Source organism: Pseudomonas sp. URMO17WK12:I11, from assembly GCF_007677725.1.
Lineage (GTDB): Bacteria > Pseudomonadota > Gammaproteobacteria > Pseudomonadales > Pseudomonadaceae > Aquipseudomonas.
Genome location: NZ_VEDF01000002.1, coordinates 479844 through 501057, shown reverse-complemented (window position 1 = coordinate 501057; position 21214 = coordinate 479844). Strand labels below are relative to the sequence as shown.

Annotated in this window: 18 protein-coding genes; 12 read left to right on the top strand and 6 right to left on the bottom strand. The window is 58.8% G+C overall.

All coding sequences use genetic code 11. From position 1 onward, the window contains the following. Nucleotides 1-11 precede the first annotated feature (11 nt). The 7 genes from atpD (at nt 12) to gabP (ending at nt 9009) form a co-directional block, all read left to right on the top strand. Nucleotides 12-1388 (top strand): F0F1 ATP synthase subunit beta, encoded by a 1377-nt coding sequence (gene atpD / locus FS665_RS05575; RefSeq protein WP_009684662.1) that lies wholly within the window; start codon nt 12-14, stop codon nt 1386-1388. Between the two features lie 44 nt (nt 1389-1432). Continuing rightward, nucleotides 1433-1858 carry a F0F1 ATP synthase subunit epsilon gene (locus FS665_RS05570; RefSeq protein ID WP_145184627.1) on the top strand — a complete coding sequence of 142 codons (426 nt, stop codon included), beginning with the start codon at nt 1433-1435 and terminating at the stop codon, nt 1856-1858. A gap of 113 nt (nt 1859-1971) precedes the next feature. Next, nucleotides 1972-3339: a bifunctional UDP-N-acetylglucosamine diphosphorylase/glucosamine-1-phosphate N-acetyltransferase GlmU gene (gene glmU / locus FS665_RS05565; RefSeq protein ID WP_145184624.1), complete on the top strand. Its 1368-nt coding sequence runs from the start codon at nt 1972-1974 to the stop codon at nt 3337-3339. Between the two features lie 163 nt (nt 3340-3502). After that, nucleotides 3503-4279: a DeoR/GlpR family DNA-binding transcription regulator gene (locus tag FS665_RS05560; RefSeq protein ID WP_145184621.1), complete on the top strand. Its 777-nt coding sequence runs from the start codon at nt 3503-3505 to the stop codon at nt 4277-4279. 2 nt (nt 4280-4281) lie between these two features. Then, nucleotides 4282-6117, top strand: coding sequence for a glutamine--fructose-6-phosphate transaminase (isomerizing) (gene glmS / locus FS665_RS05555; RefSeq protein WP_145184618.1), 1836 nt, complete (start codon nt 4282-4284; stop codon nt 6115-6117). A gap of 437 nt (nt 6118-6554) precedes the next feature. After that, nucleotides 6555-7457 (top strand): DMT family transporter, encoded by a 903-nt coding sequence (locus FS665_RS05550; protein WP_145184615.1) that lies wholly within the window; start codon nt 6555-6557, stop codon nt 7455-7457. 145 nt (nt 7458-7602) lie between these two features. Further along, nucleotides 7603-9009: a GABA permease gene (gene gabP / locus FS665_RS05545; RefSeq protein WP_145184612.1), complete on the top strand. Its 1407-nt coding sequence runs from the start codon at nt 7603-7605 to the stop codon at nt 9007-9009. 43 nt (nt 9010-9052) lie between these two features. Here the strand turns inward: gabP and FS665_RS05540 are convergent, their stop codons facing one another. The 6 genes from FS665_RS05540 to FS665_RS05515 form a co-directional block, all read right to left on the bottom strand. Then, nucleotides 9053-10093: a GlxA family transcriptional regulator gene (locus FS665_RS05540; RefSeq protein WP_145184609.1), complete on the bottom strand. Its 1041-nt coding sequence runs from the start codon at nt 10091-10093 to the stop codon at nt 9053-9055. Between the two features lie 66 nt (nt 10094-10159). Next, nucleotides 10160-11011 (bottom strand): proline/glycine betaine ABC transporter permease, encoded by an 852-nt coding sequence (locus FS665_RS05535; protein ID WP_145184606.1) that lies wholly within the window; start codon nt 11009-11011, stop codon nt 10160-10162. Continuing rightward, nucleotides 10998-11855 (bottom strand): proline/glycine betaine ABC transporter permease, encoded by an 858-nt coding sequence (locus FS665_RS05530; protein WP_145184604.1) that lies wholly within the window; start codon nt 11853-11855, stop codon nt 10998-11000. The genes FS665_RS05535 and FS665_RS05530 overlap by 14 nt, the downstream gene beginning before the upstream one ends. Then, on the bottom strand, nt 11852-12964 hold the full coding sequence (locus FS665_RS05525; protein ID WP_145184601.1) for a glycine betaine/L-proline ABC transporter ATP-binding protein: 1113 nt from the start codon (nt 12962-12964) through the stop codon (nt 11852-11854). Before FS665_RS05525 ends, FS665_RS05530 begins: the two co-directional genes overlap by 4 nt. Before the next feature lie 74 nt (nt 12965-13038). Further along, complete coding sequence (locus FS665_RS05520) at nt 13039-13890, bottom strand: glycine betaine ABC transporter substrate-binding protein (RefSeq protein ID WP_145184598.1); 852 nt, start codon at nt 13888-13890, stop codon at nt 13039-13041. A gap of 126 nt (nt 13891-14016) precedes the next feature. Beyond that, nucleotides 14017-14709, bottom strand: coding sequence for a GntR family transcriptional regulator (locus tag FS665_RS05515; RefSeq protein WP_145184595.1), 693 nt, complete (start codon nt 14707-14709; stop codon nt 14017-14019). 339 nt (nt 14710-15048) lie between these two features. Between FS665_RS05515 and FS665_RS05510 the strand changes: the two genes are divergently transcribed. The 5 genes from FS665_RS05510 to FS665_RS05490 all read left to right on the top strand — a co-directional run bounded on the left by FS665_RS05510 (nt 15049) and on the right by FS665_RS05490 (nt 21167). Further along, a complete protein-coding gene (locus FS665_RS05510) occupies nt 15049-15771 on the top strand; it encodes a GntR family transcriptional regulator (protein WP_145184592.1) in 723 nt (240 codons plus the stop codon). 94 nt (nt 15772-15865) lie between these two features. Next, nucleotides 15866-17185 carry an FAD-binding oxidoreductase gene (locus FS665_RS05505; protein WP_145184589.1) on the top strand — a complete coding sequence of 440 codons (1320 nt, stop codon included), beginning with the start codon at nt 15866-15868 and terminating at the stop codon, nt 17183-17185. 185 nt (nt 17186-17370) lie between these two features. After that, nucleotides 17371-18699 (top strand): MFS transporter, encoded by a 1329-nt coding sequence (locus tag FS665_RS05500; RefSeq protein ID WP_145184586.1) that lies wholly within the window; start codon nt 17371-17373, stop codon nt 18697-18699. A gap of 71 nt (nt 18700-18770) precedes the next feature. Further along, nucleotides 18771-19664, top strand: coding sequence for a dihydrodipicolinate synthase family protein (locus FS665_RS05495; RefSeq protein ID WP_145184582.1), 894 nt, complete (start codon nt 18771-18773; stop codon nt 19662-19664). Between the two features lie 12 nt (nt 19665-19676). Continuing rightward, nucleotides 19677-21167: an aldehyde dehydrogenase gene (locus FS665_RS05490; protein ID WP_145184579.1), complete on the top strand. Its 1491-nt coding sequence runs from the start codon at nt 19677-19679 to the stop codon at nt 21165-21167. Nucleotides 21168-21214: the final 47 nt, after the last annotated feature.

Here is a 21214-nt window from a genome sequence, read left to right as displayed (position 1 = left end):
AGGATCCAGCTATGAGTAGCGGACGTATCGTTCAAATCATCGGCGCCGTCATCGACGTGGAATTCCCACGTGACGTCGTGCCGAGTGTTTACAACGCGCTGAAAGTACAAGGCGCGGAAACCACCCTGGAAGTTCAGCAGCAGCTGGGCGACGGCGTGGTTCGTACCATTGCGATGGGCTCGACCGAAGGCCTGAAGCGCGGTCTGGATGTCGTCGACACTGGCGCTGCCATTTCCGTTCCTGTTGGTAAGGCCACCCTGGGCCGTATCATGGACGTACTGGGCAACCCAATCGACGAAGCCGGCCCGATCGGTGAAGAAGAGCGTCGCGGTATCCACCAGCCAGCGCCTTCGTTCGCTGACCAGGCAGGCGGCAACGACCTGCTGGAAACCGGCATCAAGGTTATCGACCTGGTTTGCCCGTTCGCCAAGGGTGGTAAGGTCGGTCTGTTCGGTGGTGCCGGTGTCGGCAAGACCGTCAACATGATGGAACTGATCCGTAACATCGCCATGGAACACAGCGGTTACTCCGTGTTCGCGGGTGTGGGTGAGCGTACTCGTGAGGGTAACGACTTCTACCACGAGATGAAGGACTCCAACGTTCTCGACAAAGTAGCCTTGGTCTACGGTCAGATGAACGAGCCACCAGGAAACCGTCTGCGCGTTGCGCTGACCGGCCTGACCATGGCCGAGAAATTCCGTGACGAAGGTAACGACGTTCTGCTGTTCGTCGACAACATCTATCGTTACACCCTGGCCGGTACCGAAGTATCCGCACTGCTGGGCCGTATGCCTTCGGCAGTAGGTTACCAGCCGACCCTGGCTGAAGAGATGGGCGTTCTGCAAGAGCGCATCACCTCCACCAAGGAAGGTTCGATCACCTCCGTTCAGGCCGTATACGTACCTGCGGACGACTTGACCGACCCGTCGCCAGCGACCACCTTCGCCCACTTGGACGCCACCGTGGTTCTGTCCCGTGACATCGCCTCCCTGGGTATCTACCCAGCGGTCGATCCACTGGACTCGACGTCGCGCCAGCTGGACCCGAACGTGATCGGCAACGAGCACTACGAGACCGCTCGTGGCGTTCAGTATGTTCTGCAGCGCTACAAAGAGCTGAAGGACATCATTGCCATTCTGGGTATGGACGAACTGTCCGAAAGCGACAAGCAACTGGTAGCCCGTGCTCGTAAGATCCAGCGCTTCCTGTCGCAGCCGTTCTTCGTGGCCGAAGTCTTCACCGGTTCGCCAGGCAAGTACGTTTCCCTGAAAGACACCATCGCTGGCTTCAGCGGCATCCTCAAAGGTGACTACGACCACCTGCCAGAACAAGCGTTCTACATGGTCGGCAGCATCGACGAAGCGATCGAGAAAGCCAAGAAACTGTAATCCCGGCGCCCCGCAAGGGGCGCTAATCAGGTTGAGGCAAGCAGATGGCTATGACAGTCCATTGCGATATCGTCAGCGCGGAAGGAGAAATCTTCTCCGGCCTGGTCGAGATGGTAGTAGCGCACGGCAACCTGGGCGATCTGGGTATCGCTCCAGGCCACGCGCCGCTGATCACCAATCTCAAGCCTGGTCCGATCACGCTGACCAAGCAGGGCGGCGAGCGCGAGGTGTTCTACATCTCCGGTGGCTTCCTGGAAGTGCAGCCGAGCATGGTCAAGGTACTCGCCGACACCGTGCAACGTGCTGCCGACCTGGATGAAGCGTCCGCTCAGAATGCCGTCAAGGAAGCTGAGAAGGCCCTGCACGAGAAAGGCGCGGATTTCGACTACAGTGCCGCATCCGCACGTCTGGCCGAGGCCGCAGCTCAGCTGCGCACCGTCCAGCAGATCCGCAGGAAGTTCGGCGGCTAAGCCCGCAGCCTTCATGCAGATTGAGAACAAGGGTAGCCATCGGCTACCCTTTTTCTTTTTTGTCACCCTCAAACCGGTCGCTTCACTGACCGCCCAGGATTGGTAGCCAGTCAATGTCACTCGATATCGTTATTCTCGCCGCCGGCCAAGGCACCCGCATGCGCTCGGCGCTGCCCAAGGTGCTGCACCCGGTTGCAGGCAATTCCATGCTTGGTCATGTTATCCACAGCGCACGGCAGCTCGCGCCACAAGGTATCCATGTGGTCATCGGACACGGTGCAGAGCTGGTGCGCGAGCGCTTGGCGGCCGATGACCTGAATTTCGTCATGCAGGATAAGCAACTGGGTACCGGCCATGCTGTGGCCCAAGCGCTACCGGCGATCACTGCCGACACCGTGCTGGTGCTGTATGGCGATGTCCCGCTGATCGAAGTGGAGACCTTGCAGCGCCTGTTGGCCAAGGTCAGCGACAAGCAGCTGGGGCTGCTGACGGTGACCCTGCAGGACCCGACCGGCTATGGCCGCATCGTGCGTGATGCCGAGGGACAGGTAGCGGCCATCGTCGAGCACAAGGATGCCAGCGAAGCGCAAAAAGCCATCCGCGAAGGCAATACGGGCATTCTGGCGATGCCCGCTGCACGCCTGGCTGACTGGATGGGCCGACTGTCCAACAATAATGCCCAAGGCGAGTATTACCTGACCGACGTCATCGCCATGGCGGTGGCCGATGGCTTGCTGGTGGCCACCGAACAGCCGCATGACACCATGGAAGTGCAGGGCGCCAATGACCGTCGCCAGCTGTCGGAGCTCGAGCGTCACTATCAGCTGCGTGAAGGACGCCGTCTGATGGCTCAGGGTGTGACCCTGCGCGATCCTGCACGCTTCGATGTGCGCGGTCAGGTTACCGTCGGGCGCGATGTGCTGATCGACATCAACGTGATCCTCGAAGGCAACGTCGTCATCGAGGACGACGTGCAGATCGGCCCGAACTGCGTGATCAAGGACAGCACCCTGCGCAAAGGTGCGATCATCAAGGCCAATACTCATCTGGACGGCGCGGTGATGGGCGAGGGCAGCGATGCTGGCCCGTTCGCGCGTCTGCGTCCGGGCAGCGTGCTGGAAGCCAAGGCGCATGTGGGTAACTTCGTCGAGCTGAAAAATGCCCATCTGGGTGAGGGCGCCAAGGCCGGTCACCTGACCTACCTGGGCGACGCCGTGATCGGTGCGCGTAGCAACATCGGCGCCGGCACCATTACCTGCAACTACGATGGCGCCAACAAGTTCAAAACCGTACTGGGCGAGGATGTCTTCATCGGCTCCAACAACGCCTTGGTTGCGCCTGTGGAAATCAAGGCAGGCGCCACTACGGCAGCCGGCTCGACCATCACGCAAAGCGTTGAACAAGCCGAACTGGCGGTGGCGCGAGCGCGCCAGCGCAACATCGCGGGCTGGAAGCGACCCGAGAAAATCATCAAGGGCTAAGTTATACACAGCTCTTTCGATCGAACCGACTTATGTGAATAAGTCGGTTTTTTTATGCCTGAGCGCCGAGCCGACATGACGGCGGCGCTGCACAGCCTTGACGAATCCAGCGACTTAGGTTTTGATTGCAACCATTATCTTTCGAATCGAAACTTATCCGCTCATGTCGAAACGTAACACCCCACAGCGCCGCCGCAACATTCTGGCCCTGCTCAGCGAGCAGGGTGAGGTCAGCGTGGACGCTTTGGCCAAACGTTTCGAAACATCGGAAGTCACCATTCGCAAGGACCTGGCCGCCCTGGAAACCCACGGTTTGTTGCTGCGTCGCTATGGCGGTGCCGTGCCCGTCCCGCAAGAGATGCTGGGCGAAGCCGTGCAGCCCATCTCCGCCTACAAGAGGGCGATCGCCAAGGCAGCAGTCGCGCGGATCCGGGAGCACGCGCGGATCATCATCGACAGCGGCAGCACCACAGCTGCCATGATCCCTGAGCTGGGCCGCCAGCCCGGGCTGGTGGTGATGACCAACTCATTGAATGTGGCCCGGGCGATCAGTGAGCTGGAGCATGAGCCGGTACTGTTGATGACGGGCGGCACCTGGGACCCACACTCCGAATCGTTTCAAGGCCAGGTCGCCGAACAGGTCCTGCGCTCTTACGATTTCGACCAGCTGTTCATCGGTGCCGATGGCATCGACCTGCAGCGCGGCACCACCACGTTCAATGAGTTGCTGGGCCTGAGCCGAGTGATGGCCGAGGTAGCGCGCGAAGTGATCGTGATGGTCGAGTCCGACAAAGTCGGGCGCAAGATCCCCAATCTCGAGCTGCCCTGGGGCAGCGTGCACACCCTTATTACCGATGAACGCCTGCCCGCAGCGGCACGCGACGATCTTCAAGCCCGCGGCATCAACCTGATCTGCGCCGCGATCAGCCAGGAGCAATAACCATGTGTGGAATCGTAGGCGCCGTCGCCGAGCGCAATATCACCGCCATCCTCATCGAAGGCCTCAAACGTCTTGAGTACCGTGGCTATGACAGTGCCGGGCTGGCCGTTTTGACTCAGCAAGGTGAACTGGATCGGCGCCGGCGGATCGGCAAGGTCGCCGAATTGGAAGCGGCCGTGGCTGCCGAGCCGCTGGTGGGGCAGCTGGGCATCGCGCACACCCGTTGGGCGACCCACGGCGCCCCGACCGAAGGCAACGCCCATCCGCACTTCTCCGGCCACGAAGTGGCGGTCGTGCACAATGGCATCATCGAAAACCACGAAGAACTGCGTGAAGAACTCAAAGGCCTTGGCTATGTCTTCACCTCGCAGACCGATACCGAAGTCATCGTGCACCTGATTCATCACACCCTGAAAAGTACGCCGGACCTGACCGATGCGCTAAAGGTCGCGGTCAAGCGCCTGCACGGTGCCTACGGCCTGGCCCTGATCAGCCAAAAACAACCCGATCGCCTGGTCGCCGCGCGCAGCGGCAGCCCGCTGGTGATCGGTCTGGGCCTGGGCGAGAACTTCCTGGCCTCCGACCAACTCGCCCTGCGCCAGGTCACCGATCGCTTCATGTACCTGGAAGAGGGCGATATCGCCGAAATCCGCCGCGACCAGGTGAAGATCTGGGATCAGGCTGGCGAGCCAGTCCAGCGAGAAACCGTGCAATACCATGAAGGTGCCGAAGCGGCTGACAAAGGTGCCTTCCGCCACTTCATGCTCAAGGAAATCCATGAGCAGCCCACCGTGGTGCAGCGTACCCTGGAAGGCCGCTTGGGCAAAGACCACGTCCTGGTCCAAGCCTTTGGTCCACAGGCCGCTGAGCTGTTCGCCAAGGTCCGCAATGTGCAGATCGTGGCGTGCGGCACCAGCTATCACGCCGGCATGGTTGCGCGCTATTGGCTGGAAAGCCTGGCCGGCATCCCGTGCCAGGTCGAAGTGGCCAGCGAATTCCGCTACCGCAAAGTGGTGGTGCAGCCTGATACGTTGTTCGTCTCGATCTCTCAATCCGGCGAAACTGCAGATACCCTGGCGGCGCTGCGCAACGCCAAGGAGCTGGGCTTCCTCGGCAGCCTGGCGATCTGCAACGTCGGCATCAGCTCGCTGGTGCGCGAATCCGACCTGACCCTGCTGACCCTGGCCGGTCCAGAGATCGGCGTGGCCTCGACCAAGGCCTTCACCACTCAGCTGGTTTCGCTGATGCTGCTGACGCTGGCCCTGGGCCAGGTGCGCGGAACATTGCAGCCCGGCGTAGAGGCCGGCCTGGTCGAAGAACTGCGTCGTCTACCAACACGTCTTGGCGAAGCCCTGGCCATGGACAGCACGGTGGAGAAAACCGCAGAGCTGTTCGCCGACAAGCACCACACACTGTTCCTCGGCCGCGGCGCTCAGTACCCGGTGGCCATGGAAGGCGCGCTCAAGCTCAAGGAAATTTCGTACATCCACGCTGAAGCCTACCCGGCTGGCGAGCTCAAGCACGGCCCGCTGGCGCTTGTGGATAACGACATGCCGGTGGTCACGGTGGCGCCGAACAACGAGCTGCTCGAGAAGCTCAAGTCGAACCTGCAGGAAGTCCGTGCCCGCGGCGGTGAGCTGGTGGTCTTCGCCGATGAAAACGCAGGCCTGAGCAACGGCGAAGGCACCCACGTGATCAACGTGCCGCACATCGCTGACGAGCTGGCGCCGATTCTCTACACCATTCCGCTGCAGCTACTTTCGTACTACGTGGCGGTGCTCAAAGGCACCGACGTGGACCAGCCGCGTAACTTGGCCAAGTCCGTGACGGTTGAGTAAGCGACGCGCGTTAACGCTCATAGCGTGGATGTAGAAAATCAAAACTGTCGCACCGCAATAAAAACCGTCGCTGAAGACGGGAGCCTTAACCGGCTCCCTCTTTCACTGCATCGTTCATGCAAAATCGCTCAGGACAAACGCCGCTTGGGCAATGTCGACTTGAGACACGCGGGACGTCTTTTCTGGACAAGATCCTGTCCTTCTCAAACGGTTGATCCAGCTACCTACCTTCAATAATTCACATAACGGCTCGCCTCGCGCTAAAGGCCAGCCGTTGCAGGTTTCGAGTAAGCAGCCTCGTCTTACAAGTCCAATGCTGCGGCGCCCCTTGCACCGACAATCCGGTAGCACCCCAAAAAAATAGAAATTACTACGTTTTTTACGCCGCGCCGCGCCGCGCGGAACGCCCTCGCGCGCTTATTGAAGACTTGACTGCCATGATCGCTACTTCTGCTTCCAGTACCGGTGCTTCCACCGGTCATCGTAATGCTCTGCTCAGCGCACACGTCGCTGCCGTACTGTTTGGACTTACCGGTATCCTCGGGGCGTTGATTCTCGCCGATGCCAGCGTGATTACTTTCGGCCGGGCGACATTTGCCTTCATTGCCCTTGGGTTCGTTGCTGGCCTCAAGGGCACTCGTCTGTTGGATGCCCTGAGCTGGCGCAATCTACCGGTCATTGGCCTCACTGGCACTTTATTGGCCGCCCACTGGGTTACGTTCTTCATTGCTGTGAAAGTGGGGGGCGTAGCAGTCGCTACGCTCGGCTTCGCCAGCTTCCCCGCGTTCATCGCTCTCGTGGACTTGCTGCTGTTTCGCGAGCGTATCGGTAGAACCGAAGGCCTGCTGCTGCTGATGGTGACAGCTGGGCTGGTGTTGGTGGTTCCTTCATTCGACCTGCTCGACAAGGGCACTGTCGGTTTGGTCTGGGGATTGGCTTCGGGCTTGTCATTCGCACTTCTGGCGGTGGCTAACCGTCGCCACACAGGGGGTATGAACGCCCTGCAGATCGCGTTTTGGCAGAACGTGGTAGTGGCAGCGCTGATGATCCCCTTTGCCTTTAGCCACCTCGCCACTGCCAGCCTGCGGGCTGATGACTGGGTAAACCTGGCGCTGCTGGGCGTTTTCTGCACCGGGCTTTCGCAATTTCTTTTCGTAAAGAGCCTGGATGGGCTGCAGGCGCGCACGGCTGGGATGATCATCGCCCTGGAGCCTGTGTATGCCATCGCTTGTGCTTGGTGGCTATTTAGCGAACAGCCTTCACTGCGCATGGGTGCTGGGGCGGCACTAGTGGTGTTGGCCACTGTGCTGAGCGCCCGCTGCAAGCCATCATCTCATTGACGCTGTGTAGCCCGGGATATGTCCGGCTCACTCCATTTGGTGTCCGATCCAGTCAATTGAGCCCTGTTTTCGCTCTCTATGGTTAAGCGGTGACGTGCCCTGGCACTGCACCCTACCCATAACAAGAGCAAAAGCAGGGACCATAATGACTATGACGACGTCTGGAAAAGCCAGCGATCAGTTGGCGCAGGGATTCAAGCCTCGACATGTGACTATGTTGTCGATTGCCGGAGTGATCGGCGCGGGTTTATTCGTAGGTTCCGGACAAGCGATCGCTGCGGCAGGTCCGGCAGCGATCATTGCCTATGCGCTTGCTGGCGCTCTCGTAGTGCTTGTAATGCGCATGCTAGGCGAGATGGCGGTGGCGAGTCCTGACACCGGTTCCTTTTCCACTTATGCAGATCGTGCAATCGGGCGCTGGGCCGGTTTCACCATTGGCTGGCTGTATTGGTGGTTCTGGGTGCTGGTGATTCCGATCGAGGCGATTGCTGCCGGCGTCGTGCTCAACAACTGGTTTCCCGGGGTTCAACCCTGGTGCTTCGCGTTGTCGATGACAGTGCTGCTCACCGCCACAAACCTGTTCAGCGTAGCCAAGTACGGTGAGTTCGAATTCTGGTTCGCAATGCTCAAGGTGATCGCGATCGTTGCCTTCATCGCACTTGGCGGATTCGCTCTGGCAGGGGCACTGCCGGCACGCGAGGTCAGCGGTCTGGCAAGTCTGATGAGCGCCCATGGTGGTTTCATGCCTAATGGCTGGACGGCCATCATTGGTGCCTTGCTCACCACCATGTTCAGCTACCTCGGCACCGAAGCGGTCACTATCGCCGCTTCCGAATCTGCCGACCCCGCCCGAAACATCGCCAAGGCCACACGCTCCGTGATTTGGCGTATAAGCGTGTTCTACCTGCTTTCCATCTTCATCATCATATCGGTGGTGCCATGGAATGATCCGCTGCTGCCACTTCATGGTTCCTATCAACGGGCTTTGGAGATCATGAACATTCCCTATGCCAAGCTGATGGTGGATATTGTAGTGCTAGTGGCGGTGGCCAGCTGCCTGAACTCGTCTATCTACATCGCTTCGCGCATGTTGTTCTCGCTTGCCAAGCGCGGAGATGCACCGGCAGCCATAGGCCGCACTTCAGCAGCCGGCGTACCTCGTGCTGCGGTGATAGGCAGCACTCTGATTGGCATGGTGACCACCATAATCAACTACTTCGCACCGTCTGAAGTGTTTGCATTTCTGTTGGCCAGTTCGGGTTCGATTGCGCTGCTGGTATACCTCGCTATCGCTTTCTCACAGCTACGCATGCGAGCCGTGCTGGAGAAGCAGAACCAAGCGATTGTCTTCAAGATGTGGCTCTACCCATGGCTTACCTATGGGGTGATTGGCTTTATCATTTTCGCCCTGGGCGTGATGTTCGTGATGCCCCAACATCGATTGGAGGTATCGCTAACCATTGGCTTGGCCTTGGTGATCCTGGTAATAGGTGTGATAAACAGCCGGCGCCATGGGCAGGTGATCCCGCTTTCGACGACAGAAGCTGCGTGACATGGAAAGCCCGTTCGCAGAACGTCTGCGCGCGGGCTCTACGTCAACTGGGTTCGCGCTGCATGCTTTTCACGCAGGCAAAGCGTTTTTCTTTAGAAGGACTGTATCCGAAGAACGACGCATAGCACTTGCTGAAGTGGCTTGCAGAGACGAACCCGCATGCCACGGCCACGCCCAATAGAGGCAGGTCGGAATACTGCAGCAGCCGTCGGCTTTCGGTGATGCGTAGCTCCAGGTAGTAGCGCACAGGAGTTGTCCCCAGCTGATGCTGGAACAAGCGTCCGATCTGGCGCTTCGAGCGACCTACGTATTCGGCTATCTGATCCTGGCTCAGGGGCTCTTCGATGTTCGCGGCCATCAGGCTGATCGCTTCACGTAGCGGCTCACTGATGTTGGTGTGAGGTGCCGGGACAGTGCGCCGGTAGCGGGACGCCTCGAAAGCCAGGATGGCGGTAACGCCATCAGTCAACGCCGTGCCTCTTCTTTGCCCCAACCACTCAAGCACCATGTTGAACGCGCCTGCAGGACTCGCCGCGCTTAAGCGGTCACGGTCGACGACGAAGCTGTCTGTGCTTACGTGACTGTGATGGGCGATTTCTGCTACGGCCCCACGGTGCTCCGGATGAACAGCGCAGCGGTAGCCGTCAAGCAACCCCGACTGCCCTAGGAACCAGGCGCCGTTCCACAGTCCGGCCAATGCAACTCCCTTTCTTGCCAGGCCCTGCAGACATGCGCTCAAGTCAGCGGATGCTACAAGCGCGGTACGCAGGCCACCGCAAATCACCAGCAAATCCAAGGGTAGCTTGAGGCTTTTCTCCAGTGATGCTGCTGGAGAGATATCGATACCCAGGTCACTGATTACCGACTGGCCGTCCAAGCTGAAGGTGGTACTCACACAGGTTTCTGGCTGAATCAGATTGGCAGTAACTAGAGTGTCCAGGGCCTGAGTAAACGCCAACAGGGAGAAGTGCTCGAGCAAGAGAAAGCCCACGCGCGTCTGTTGATGGGTGGGCTGTTCGACCGAGTGGGTGAAACGCGAGTTGTGCCCATTCAGGGCATTACTAAAGCTACGAGTGGGACGCAACGGTGTTTCTCTTTGATCATGCAAAAGGTTGTGGCGGGCAGAACGGCCCGCCTTGTTTTCCGGGGCTTACTGAAGTTGTGACCCAGCCCTACGGCTGAGCAGGCCTCGTGAGAGCCGGTCGAGTAAAAGAGCCACGGCGACGATAGCCAAGCCCGCACGCAGGCCGAGCCCCATTTCCATACGAGTAAGGCCGCGGGTAACTTCGGCGCCCAGGCCACCGGCACCGACCAACCCGGCCAGAACGACCATGGCCAGCGACATCAGGATGCATTGATTGAGGCCGACCAACAGGGTGGGCATGGCACTGGGAAGCTCGATCTTGAACAAGATGGTGCTGGGTTTTGCACCGGTAGCCTGGCCGAGTTCCAGCAGGTCTTTGGGTACCTGGCGGAAGCCTAGCGTGGTCAGGCGCAGCATCGGCGGAATGCCATAAATGATCGTCGCCATGATCGCCGGCACTTTGCCCAGGCTGAAGATGATCACTGCGGGGATCAGGTACACCCATGGCGGGACGGTCTGCATCACGTTCAGCAGAGGACTTACGGCGTTGTCAAAACGTTTTACCCGAGCTGCAAGGATGCCGAGTGGGAAGGCCACGGCAACCGCAATCAATACAGCCACGGACACCAAGGCGATGGTCTGCATGGAAGCGGTCCAGAAACCACTTAGCCAACAAAAGCCCAGTAGCAGGCCTGCAAGCCCTGCGCTGCGCAGGTTGATCAACAGCCCCGTCACAATGCATACACCGGCAATCATGGCGTAAGCCGGTGGTAGCAACAGCAGCGCCTCGATCGCGCCTAGCATGGCCTCGACGAAGCGGCTGATGACGGCGAACAGCCCATGTAGGTTGGTGTTCAGCCAGTCGAACAAGGGGGCGAGGTAGGCGCCGGGAGAGAGGTTCATTTCAGTGAGCGTCATGACGTGCCTCCTCGGCAGTGCGGATGCCACTCTGTGCCAGCCGGTCGAGGATCAGAGTGAGGACCACGATCGCGATCGCTGCGTTGATCGAGCGGGCGATGTCCAATGTCCGAATGGCGGTGTAGATAACTTCCCCAAGGCCTCCAGAACCGACGATCCCTGCGATGACCACCATGCCGAAGGCCATCATCAAGCTCTGGTTGATACCTGTCATGATGCTTGGGATGGCGAACGGCAAACGGATTTTGACGAATTGTTGCCATCCGGTTGTGCCGCTTGCATTCCCCAGTTCCAGAAACGCTTTCGGTGTCATGCGGATGCCCAGCGCAGTGAGCCGTAGCACTGGAGGTACGGCAACGATGACCGTTGCTACCAATGCTGTGCCAGTGCCGTAGCCGAGCAAGGCGATGGCAGGCAGCAGATAGATGTATGGCGGTAACGTCTGAACCAGGTCCATGGCCGGTTCACAGATGCGATTCACCGCTGGAGACAGGCCGGCCACTACTCCGCAGGGAATCCCGATTACCAGAGCGAGGCTGGTGGCAGTAAGGACCAGGGCCAAGGTACTCATGGTCTGCGACCACAATCCCATCAGCGCGCACATCAGCAGTGCCAAAAAGGTGCCCAGCGAAAAGCGCCACCCTGCCAAGCGCCATGCCAACAGGGCGAACAGCAATGCCACAGCATAAAAAGGTGGTACTTCCAGTACCGTATAGACCGCCTGGTACAAAGCTTTCAGCAGGTCGTTGAAGAGGTCGAACAAGCCAGCGGCATTGTCTGACAGCCACATCAAGGCATTGTCGACATGTTCATCGAAGGCGGAAGCGAAGTCTTCGGGGTTCATACGAGACCCTCCACAGACGTACGTGCCTGAGCATGGGATTCGTCGTCCCGGACCCCTTGGACAGCGCGCAGCAGGTCACGCTGGCTTATCACTCCCAGCACTGTTCCGTTGTCGCGCACGCCCACAGCGTCGTGGCCTGAGCGAATCAACAGGTTGATAAGGGAATCCAGGTCACTTTCGGGGGCCGCGCATTGCAAGAGCTCGGGGTTTTCGTGCGGGTGGCGGGCACTGTATTCGGCAAGCGGCTGCATGATGGAGTGGGCTTTGACCAAGTGCAGGCGCGAGATCCCTGCGACGAACTCGGCTACATAATCGTCGGCCGGGTTTAGCACGATGTCTTCGGCGGTGCCCTCCTGGATGATCACCCCATCTTTCATGATGGCGATACGGTCACCGATGCGAATGGCCTCTTCCAGGTCGTGGGTAATGAACACGGCGGATTTGCCCAACGATTTGGTCAGTTCCCTGAACTCGTCCTGCAGCTGCCGGCGGATCAGAGGGTCCAGGGCGCTGAAGGGCTCGTCCATCAGGATCACCTCCGGGTCGGAGGCGATTGCCCGGGCAAGACCGACACGCTGTTGCATGCCGCCCGAGAGTTCGGCGGGAAAGCGGTTGGCCCAATCACTCAGACCAACCTTGGCCAGGGCGCGCCCGGCCACCTCATGACGTTTGGTCTTGGACAGGCCTTGCACTTCCAGCCCGAAGGCTGCGTTTTCCAATACAGTGCGATGTGGCAGCAAGGCGACACTCTGGAACACCATGCCGATATGCTTGGCACGTACTTCCCTCAGTGCGGCAGCGTCCAGTTGGGCGATGTCGCGGCCCTTGACCAGGATTTCGCCGCTGGTAGGAACGATCAGGCGATTGAGAAGCCGGATAAGCGTGGATTTGCCACTGCCAGAGAGACCCATGATGCAGAAGATTTCGCCGCGGCGTACCTGCAGATTGACGTTGGATACGCCTACAACGCAGCCATAATCCTGGAGAATCTGGGTTTTTGTCAGGCCGCGCTCACGGTAGGCCTGCATGGCGGCCGGCGCGCGGTCGCCGAAGATCTTCCAGACACCGCGGCAATCGACCAGTGTTTCAACAACATTCTTGGTATTCATGTGTGCACCCGAACCAGAGTTTTTCTGGTGTGTTCTTGTTTCAAGTTCGGCAGTGGCAAGGTGAAACGCTGCTGTCAGTATTTTTTGATGTTTTCCCAGCGCTTGAGCAGATCAGCATGACTGTCGGTCCATTCCTTCACGGCTTGGTCCATTGTCTTGCCATCGTTCACTGCGCTGTTGATCGTACTTATGTCCGCCAGGGGTACATAAACGCTGGCGATGACCTCGCGGGCCTGGGGGTTCTCCGCTGAGAAGCCTTTCTGACCAATCCAGTAGTAGCCTTGCGCTGGAGCGAACACGCCTTTCGGATCCTTCAGGAACTTGGTGTCGTATTTGAGGGCCATCCAGGTCGGCTCCCACAGTGTCACGGCCACCCATTCCTTGCGGTCGACTGCGGATTTCAGCGCCGCCGTCATGGCTGCGGTGCTGCCTTCGAGCAGGTTGAGTTTCAGGTCATAAGCCTTGACCGCTTTGGCGGCATCACTCATCAAGCCCGACCCGGGTTCAATCCCGACGATCTTATTGCCGAACTTGTCAGCGTTTTCGTTGAGCTGCTCAATCGAGTCGATTGGCACGTACTTTGGCACCGCGATCGCCTGGTACAGTCCGTGAGAAACCGGCGAGATCTTTTCCAGGCGGCTCTTGTTACGGTTCCAGAAATCCTGGGCCACGTAGTCGATCTGCGAGGCGAGGATCTGCAAGTCACCTTTGCTCAGGGCCGCATACGCGATGCCCCACTCCGAGAACGAAGTCACCTTGACGGTATAGCCGGCGTCCTCCAGGACTTTCTTGGTGATCCCGGTGATGGGCGTGAGGTCTTCCCAGGAAAGGGTGCCCATGTTGATGACCTTTTCGTCGGCATGGGCCTGACACAGCCCTAGACCAATCATTGCGATTGCACACAGTGCCTTGCGGATACGATTCATGTTGAACTCCTGCATTGTGGTGGCTGGGCGTTAAGCCCTGTTTTTGTTGAAATTCACCTGCGTGCATCCCTGGTCGGTCATCGTCCGTCCATGGCGGGTACTGCAAAACGGTCCTACGAGCGCGTGTCAGCCGCTGTTGATATCGCGTGCAACGTCTTCAACCAGGCTTTGCGGGGCGATAAACATCTGCATGTTGCAGCGCGAAAGCTCCCAGTGTTCGAACACCAAATCGACTACGGCACCTTCGTCATGCCGGCTGAAAGCTTCAATGAAGCTGTCGTGGTGCTCGACGGCCAAGCACAGGTGGCGCTCCATGTCGCTATTGCGTGGGCGGAAGAAGGTGTGGCCGATACGTGCGTGGTCGATTAACAGGCGACCAAGACTGGGTTCGAGATAAGGGTTGCCAGACATCTCGCCCATGATCTCGTGGAAGCGGTTGTTCTCGACGACCATCGCCCGAGGGTCGCGAATTTGGCTCGCCGTGCGAAAGCGCTCCTGGGTGGCATGCAGGTCGCGCAGTTGAGCGGGCTTGTAGTTTTGAACAGCAAGTCGGCCGATAGCGGCATACACCATGGGCGCCACCAGGAAAAAGTTACGCAAGGTGTTGTGGTTCATCGGTGCCACTCGGGCGCCACGATGTTCCTGTATGTCCAGATAGCCTTCACCCGCCAGGCGGCGAAATACCTCTCGGACAGGGGTACGCGATAGCCCGTATCGTTCGCTTAGCCCCAACTCGTCCAGCAATTGGTCGGGGCTGAGCTCCATGGTCAGAATCTGGCCTTTCAGATCCTCGTACAGCTCATTTTTGCCGCCTCTCATGGAACCCTCCACCGTTCACCAAAACCCGGAGCGATCACTGTTTGATTCAGACTGGCATGGGTTCCGAGCCCCGTCAACGCGATTGTATTCTTTGTGTATACCAAGATAATTTCGAAAGAATACCGCGAGCCCAGTGGCCATCAGCCTTTGCGGCGGCTGCGCTGGGCGCCGCTATGGTCGTGGGTTGGCATGATATTGTCGCGGACAGAAATGTGAGCTTCGAGCCATCGTGATCACGCTGTACCGATGGTCGAAAAACCAGTAGACACATTGTCTAACGAACCCTATATTCATTATACAAATTGTAGACATAACAATATGACAACCAAGAAAGCCGCCATGAAAGCAACCGCTGAGGCTCATCCACTGATCGGTGAGGCGCCGCTGGACCGCAAGGGCGTCCTTGCTGATGCCTTGCGTCGGCGCATCCTGAGCATGGAGCTGGCACCTGGCGCGGTGGTCGATGAGCTGGCCTTGTGTGAGGAGTTCGGCCTGTCCCGCCCGCCGGTTCGCGAGCTGCTGAGACAGATCGCTGCTGAGGGCTACATAGAATTGGAGGCTAATCGAGCACCTCGCGTGGCTGCGATGAACCACGATTCTTTGCATAGCTTTTTCTTGGCTGCGCCGTTGATCTACATAGCGACCACTCAGTTGGCGGCTACACATGCAACTACGCGTGAGATCGAGGGCCTCAAGGCCATTCAGGCGATGTTCCGTCAGGCCATTGAACAGCGTGATGTAGAAAACCGTGTGCTCTACAACGATGCCTTCCATCTGGAGATCGGCCGGATGGCGCATAACGACTACTTGTTGCCCAGCCTGCGGCGCCTTCTGATCGACCACACAAGGCTGGGCAAGATCTTCTATCGACATCCGACCACTGATGATATGCAGCGCGACCTAGAGCTCGCCTGCCAGCAGCACGATCAAATGATCGAGGCCATCGAGCGTCGAGATCCTGAAACTGCCGGACAGCTTGTGCGTGAGCACTTCGAGTTGTCCCGTCGCCGCATGGCCGAATACGCGGCGCCCCAAGGGATGGAAGTGGCCCTGGCCTTATGAAGTAATGCTCACCGCGCGCCAACACCCGGCAGGATGCCGGGTTTGGCGAGGCGTGATGAGGAACAGACGCTAACAACAATATCTGGTTCCTGAAATGACAAAGATCACCTCGTTGCCCGCCGACGACACCACGTGTGGTTGGTACCACCTGAGCAAAGGACGGCAGATCAAAGCTCCGCACCACGGGCACACCGCCGCACGTTGGGTTGTGGTCGGCGCTGGCTTTACCGGGTTAGCCGCTGCACGCCAGCTGGCGTTGAATTTTCCGGATGACCAGGTCGTGCTCATCGAAGCTCAGGAAGTGGGGTTCGGTTCGTCGGGACGCAATGCTGGTTTTGCCATCGACCTGCCTCATGACATCGGCGCCGACGATTACATTGGTGACATCGCCATCGCCAGAACCACGCTGAAGCTCAATCTCAGCGGACAGTCATTCCTCAAGGAACTGGTTGAACGTTATCAGATCGATTGCCAGATGAAGCATTGCGGCAAGTACCAAGCTGCCGTAGAGCCACGTGGCATTGCCGTCCTGGATGCCTACCGGCGCGGTTTGGACAAGCTCGATCAGCCTTACGAGATGATTGACGCCGATCAGCTTCCAGAGCATATCGGCACCCACTTCTACCGCAAGGCCCTGTTCACTCCGGGTACTTCTCTTATTCAGCCCTCGGCGTTGGTGAAAGGGTTGGCAGATAATCTGCCGCCGAATGTCACGCTGTATGAGCAGACGCCGATCACCGATATTGGATACGGCGCAAAGACCGTGCTCAAGCATGCCAATGGCTCGATCACGGCTGACAAGCTGGTGCTCACTACCAACGCTTTCGGTATGAGTTTCGGCTTCCTCAAAGGCCGCATGTTGCCGGTGTTCACTTATGCCAGCCTGACCCGTCCGATGGACGAAGAGGAGCAGGCGAGGCTAGGCGGCAAGCCATACTGGGGCGTCATTCCCGCTGATCCATTCGGCACCACTGTGCGTCGCACGCCAGACAGCCGTTTGTTGATCCGTAACAGTTTCAGTTTCAACCCTGACGGCCGTGCCAATCGGAAATACCTCGAACGCTTCGTGGTTCGTCATCGTGACGCCTTCGAACGTCGATTCCCGATGCTGCCAGACATGCCCTTCGAATATACCTGGGGCGGTGCACTGGCAATGTCGCGAAACCACATGGGGTATTTTGGAGAATTAGCGCCTAATGTTTACGGTGCCCTTTGCTGCAATGGCTTGGGTGTTACTCGTGGCACCGCGACCGGCAAACTTTTGGCTGACTGGCTAGCCGGTGAGAAGAATGAACTGATCGATTTTGTTCGCCAGGCACCAGGACCGTGCGCGAACCCCCCGGCGCCCTTGGTGTCGCTGGGTTTGAACCTGAATCTGAAATGGGGACAGTACCGCGCCGGAAAAGAAAGCTGAGTTAATTTAAGACGCTATAACTTATTGATATTTGCTGGGCAGTAATTTGCCCGGCCTGCGGTTTCTATTGCGTGCTGTTTAGGGTCGAAGCGCACTTCGACGAGACGGAGTTGAATAGGTTTTTCAGCTTCGCGGATCCGTTCGCCCTTGAACAGGCTGCACTTTGGTCGTGGCAGGAGAAAACAATGACAAATTCCAATGTATCAATCGAAGACGTACCTATTAATCGTTTTCATCAGTTTCTGACGGTGCGCTCTGGCGGCGGATCATTTGTTGACGGCTATGTGCTTAGCATCGTTGGCGTGGCCATGGCGCAGATGTCCGCCGGGCTTGGCCTGTCCAGCTTCTGGCAGGGCATGATCGCGGCCTCGGCGCTGATCGGCATTTTTTTCGGTGGCTTCTTCGGCGGCTGGTTGACTGATCGCTTTGGTCGCAAACGCGTTTTCTTCGTCGGCCCGACTCTGTTCGTTCTGTCCTCAGTCGCGCAGTTCTGGGTGGAGTCAGCGCTTGCGCTGTTCTTGCTGCGTTTTGCCATTGGCATCGCGGTCGGCATTGAATATCCGGTGGCCACTTCGCTGCTGGTCGAGTTCCTGCCCAAGAAGAATCGGGGGCCTCGCCTGGCCACCCTTACTGTGCTGTGGTTCGCAGGCGCAGCTGTGGCCTACATGGTTGGGGAAGCGATTCTTCATCACGGTGGCGATGATGCCTGGCGCATGGTCCTGGCCAGTGCAGCAGTAGTCGGTAGCGTGTTGTTCATGTTGCGCCTTGGTACGCCTGAGTCGCCACGCTGGCTTATCAGCAAAGGCCGCAGCGCCGAGGCCGAGCAGATTATCAAGCGTGTATATGGCAATGATTTCTCTCTGCGCAATCTGCCAGAAGAGCCTAAAACGCGAAAACTGTCGTTCCTCAGCCTGCTGCACTCCGGCTATGGCAAACGCATGTTGTTCGTCACCATGTTCTGGACCTGCTCGGTTATTCCGGTGTTTGCCGTCTATGCCTTCGCCCCGAAGGTTCTGGGCGCGCTCAACCTCAAAGGTGAATGGGCGTCGATCGGCTCTGTCGCCATCACCTGTCTATTCGTAGTCGGCTGCATCATTGCTACACGCCTTATCAACGGGCTTGGCCGGCGTACCACGCTGCTGCATAGCTTCTTGTGGTCGGGGCTGGCGTTGCTGGGCCTGGGCGCATTCAGTAGCGGTTCGGAAATGCTGATTTTGGCCTTGTTCGGCGCCTATGCACTGTTTATTGGCGGTGCCCAAGTGCTGCAGCTTGTTTACCCCAACGAACTCTTCCCTACCGAAATTCGCGCTGGTGCGGTGGGTGTGGGCACCTCTATGTCGCGGATCGGCGCTGCGGTCGGAACCTGGTTGGTCCCGATTGCCCTCGATACCTACGGAATCGGCGCAACCATGTACGCCGCGGCCGCAGTGACTTTCGTCGGCCTGGCGTTCTCCTTCGCGCTGGCACCCGAAACCCGATCAATGAATCTGCAACAGGCCGCCTCGCTCGCCTGACCTGAAACACAGCCGTCGCGGCGCGTTGCGTCGCGGCTTTCACTACCAAATGTATCCTTGGAGAATCTACCGTGAAATTTGAAGGCATCTACACCCCGGCAATCACTCCACTGGCAGCGGACGGCTCGATCGACAAAGCGGCCTTCGCCGAGGTGCTCGAGTACTTGGTCGACTCGAAAGTTCACGGCGTGATCATCGGCGGCTCGACCGGTGAATACTATGCCCACACCACTCAAGAACGCATCGAACTGGCTGCCCAGGCTAAGGACGTGCTCAATGGTCGCTTGCCGCTGATCGTTGGTACCGGTGGCATTCGCACCGAAGACGCTGTGGCTTTCGCCCAGCACGCCAAGGAAATCAAGGCCGATGCGCTGCTGGTCGGTACCCCGCCGTACGCGTTGCCGACCCAGCAGGAAATCGCCCTGCACGTCAAAGCAGTCGACGCTGCCGCCGGCCTGCCAATCATGCTTTACAACTACCCAGGCCGCATGAGCGTGAGCATGGGTGAAGAGTTTTTCGACGCCGTGGCCGATGTGAAGAACATCGTCGCCATCAAGGAAAGCTCCGGTGACATGGTCCAATTGCATCGCCTGGCCATCAAGCGCCCGAACATCCAGCTTTCGTGCGGCTGGGACGACCAGGCCCTGGAGTTCTTCGCCTGGGGCGCCAAGAGCTGGGTTTGCGCCGGCTCGAACTTCATCCCACGTGAGCACGTGGCCTTGTACGAAGCCTGCGTGGTCGAGAAGAACTTCGACAAAGGCCGCAAGATCATGGCAGCCATGATGCCGCTGATGGACTTCCTCGAAGGTGGCAAGTTTGTACAGGCCATCAAGAACGGTGTCGCTCTGAACGGTCTGAAGACTGGCGGCGTACGCAAGCCGCTGTACGACCTGGACGAGGCCGAAAAGCAGGAACTCAAGCGTGTGGTCACCGAACTGAAAGCCACCATCGCCCAGATCAAATAAGGAGACTGGAACATGGCTGAATTGCTGAGCAAGGCACAATACGCGGCCATCGCTGCCGACCTGCAACTGCGCACCAAGGCGTTCATTGACGGTGAGTTCCGCGATGCCATTTCCGGCCGCACGTTTGTGACCACCAACCCGGCTACCGGCAAGCAACTGGCCGAAGTCGCGGCCTGCGACGTCAACGACGTCAACGTCGCCGTGGCCGCTGCCAAGCGGGTGTTCGAAGAGGGCACCTGGGCGAAGATGCAGCCGAACGACCGCAAGCATGTGCTGCAGAAGTTCGCCCAATTGCTGGAAGACAACGCCCACGAATTGGCGGTGCTTGAAGCGCTGGACAGCGGCAAGCCGGTCAGCGAATGCCAGACCGTCGACGTGCCGGAAACTATTCATACCATCCGCTGGCATGCCGAGCTGATCGACAAGATCTACGACGCCACTGCCCCAACCGGCAACGCTGCCGTAACCATGGTCGTGCGCGAAGCCATCGGCGTGGTCGGCCTGGTGCTGCCTTGGAACTTCCCGCTGCTGATGCTGGCTTGGAAGATCGCTCCGTCGCTGGCCGCCGGTTGCTCGATCGTGGTCAAACCGGCCAAGGAAACCACCCTCAGCGCCGTGCGCGTGGCCGAGTTGGCCCACGAGGCTGGCATTCCTGCAGGCGTGTTCAACCTGGTGCCTGGCGGTGGCCGTGAAGTGGGCGAAGCCATCGGCCGCCACATGGACATCCCGATGGTCAGCTTCACCGGTTCCACCGACACCGGTCGCCTATTCCTGAAATACGCCGCCGAGTCCAACCTCAAGCGCATCGTTCTGGAGCTAGGTGGCAAGAACCCGGCGGTGGTCATGAACGACTGCGAAGACCTCGACGAAGTGGCCCAGTACGTCACTGCCGGTGCGTTCTGGAACATGGGCGAAAACTGCTCGGCCTCGTCGCGCCTGATCGTCCACAAGGACGTGAAGGACGAACTGCTGGGCCTGATCGCCAAGCACCTGAAGGACTGGAAGCTGGGCGATCCGCTCGACCCGGACAACCGTCTGGGCGCCATGGTGAGCAAGTCGCACTTCGAGAAGGTGAAGTCGTACCTGGAATACGCGGCCGAGCAGAAACTCAGCATCGTTCAGGGCGGCGAAACCGAGGAAGGCGTGTTCGTGCAACCGACCATCGTCGACAACGTTGGCCGCGACAACAAGCTGTTCGTCGAGGAAATCTTTGGCCCGGTGCTGAGCGTGACCAGCTTCGAGACCATCGATGAGGCGATCGAGCTGGCCAACGATACCGTCTACGGCCTGGCCGCTTCGGCCTATACCGGCAGCCTGCGCAATGCGCTGCGCCTGTCGCGTGAAATCCGTGCGGGCGTGGTCACGGTTAACTGTTTCGGCGAAGGGGATGTGACTACGCCGTTTGGTGGTTACAAGGAGTCTGGCTTCGGTGGGCGGGACAAGTCCATCTGGGCCCATGATCAGTACACGGAGCTGAAGACCATTTGGATCAACGCTTCGTGACTGGTGGCACGCGGGTGATTCAATCGCCTGCGTCCTGATACCGCGCT